Here is a 1545-nt window from a genome sequence, read left to right on the forward strand (position 1 = left end):
CTTCTCATCTGCCACCTGTCCCCAAACATCAAGGTAAGGTCATCAAACACTTCAATCAATAGGTACCAGTATCTACCCATGGCAACTCATTAGCGTCAGAGAATCACCTCGTAGTCCTGCTTCCTTACGTCTGATGCGTAATCCATCCGAATCTTAAACATCTGCAGCCTGTATGGCTGATCGCTCGCCGTTCGCACGGGCACTGCTCAAACACCCACACAGAGACAGCACTCTCCATGAGATCACAAAACCAAGAACAGACGCTGCAAGGAATAATCTGAAGACACGCATTGGGAGGCGCATCACCATCGATTTTTTTGAAGAGCGAGAAAGGGGAGAGCATGTCGACAAAGCTGAGGCCGCTCTTGCGGCAGGCGGCCTCGGCGAGCGGGGTGGTCAGCACCATCACCACCGGGGTGATCTCCTCGAGGAGGAGCCGCCCCAGGTAGCTCCGGAGCGGATCCATCGGTCCAAACCCCTAGCAGAGCTGGTGGGGCTGGTCCCAGCGCGGCGGGCGAGACAAATTGGGCGAGCGAGTGACTCGATGGAGAGGGCTGGATGGGGCTTCGAAGCAAGTAGTTGGCTTTTGCCCGGAGAAGCAGGTGATCTCCGGCGACGGCGCCGGTGACGGACTGACGGTGGTAGCGCTGGTGGTGATCTGATCTGAGAGGGCGCCAGGTAGAGACGACTGGGAAGCTGCAGCTGGCCTGTCCGTGGCGCATACTTGGGCTTCAAAGATTGGGTCCAGTTACCGCGCGACGGTCGCCAAAGCGTCCCGGGCTCCCGAGTAGTGTTTGAAAATTCGGCGAAAAAGTAAAATTGAATATTCTGGTTTTTAAAAATTTTGGTAAAAATCAGTGAAAATTAAGAAAATTTGGCTGAAATGTACCAGAGACGACGTAGGAACAGTGAAAACCAACGACACAATGCGACCGATTTCACCGGTAAATCAGTCGGTTTTACCGATAAATTGATCGGTTTTTCTGAAAATCGGTGTGGCGACTTTCTGGGTGGTTTTTGTCGGAAACCGATTGATTTTTGCCGAAAGTCAGTAAATGGAACAAAAAATCATGAAAAATAACGATATGACATCTACTAAATTTATACATGCAAATAATTCATAATACACGTAAATAAATACCATTAGAGTCATACATATTACACAACTCAAGACCATAAGAATCATATATAGTACATGTAAATAATCCATGATGCATATAAATAAACCACTACATTGGTTGTGCATGCTGCATTGTATAATACTCATCCGTTGACATGAACATAATACCTTGGGTTTAAAGAAGATGTGTCTTATGTTCCTGCCATATAAAGTTGATTCATTCAGCAGTGTTTTGCCAGTCCTGTTAACACATGTTATACAGTTCCAGATCAACACACTCGTAAACCCACCGGTTAGGTTGCTGATTGTGAATGTCTGGGATGTGATATGTATATGAGTCAGGTATGGGGAGATTATCAGTCCACTGAGAAGATGAGCCAGAACTATCCACCGGAGCATTAGCCGCACTTACTGGAATTCTTGAT

Annotated in this window: 3 protein-coding genes; 1 reads left to right on the top strand and 2 read right to left on the bottom strand. The window is 47.3% G+C overall.

All coding sequences use genetic code 11. The features are described from left to right. Nucleotides 1–124: 124 nt before the first annotated feature. Nucleotides 125–466: a hypothetical protein gene (locus tag ACQY6I_RS12195; RefSeq protein WP_428241760.1), complete on the bottom strand. Its 342-nt coding sequence runs from the start codon at nucleotides 464–466 to the stop codon at nucleotides 125–127. Nucleotides 467–536: 70 nt separating this feature from the next. Between ACQY6I_RS12195 and ACQY6I_RS12200 the strand changes: the two genes are divergently transcribed. After that, nucleotides 537–662 carry a hypothetical protein gene (locus ACQY6I_RS12200; RefSeq protein ID WP_428241761.1) on the top strand — a complete coding sequence of 42 codons (126 nt, stop codon included), beginning with the start codon at nucleotides 537–539 and terminating at the stop codon, nucleotides 660–662. A gap of 702 nt (nucleotides 663–1364) precedes the next feature. Here ACQY6I_RS12200 and ACQY6I_RS12205 read toward each other — a convergent pair. After that, nucleotides 1365–1545 (bottom strand): hypothetical protein (locus ACQY6I_RS12205; protein ID WP_428241762.1); only part of this gene is annotated, 181 nt, incomplete at its 5' end.

The sequence above is a fragment of the Gynuella sp. genome (assembly GCF_050297175.1).
In the GTDB taxonomy this organism is placed as follows: domain Bacteria; phylum Pseudomonadota; class Gammaproteobacteria; order Pseudomonadales; family Natronospirillaceae; genus Gynuella.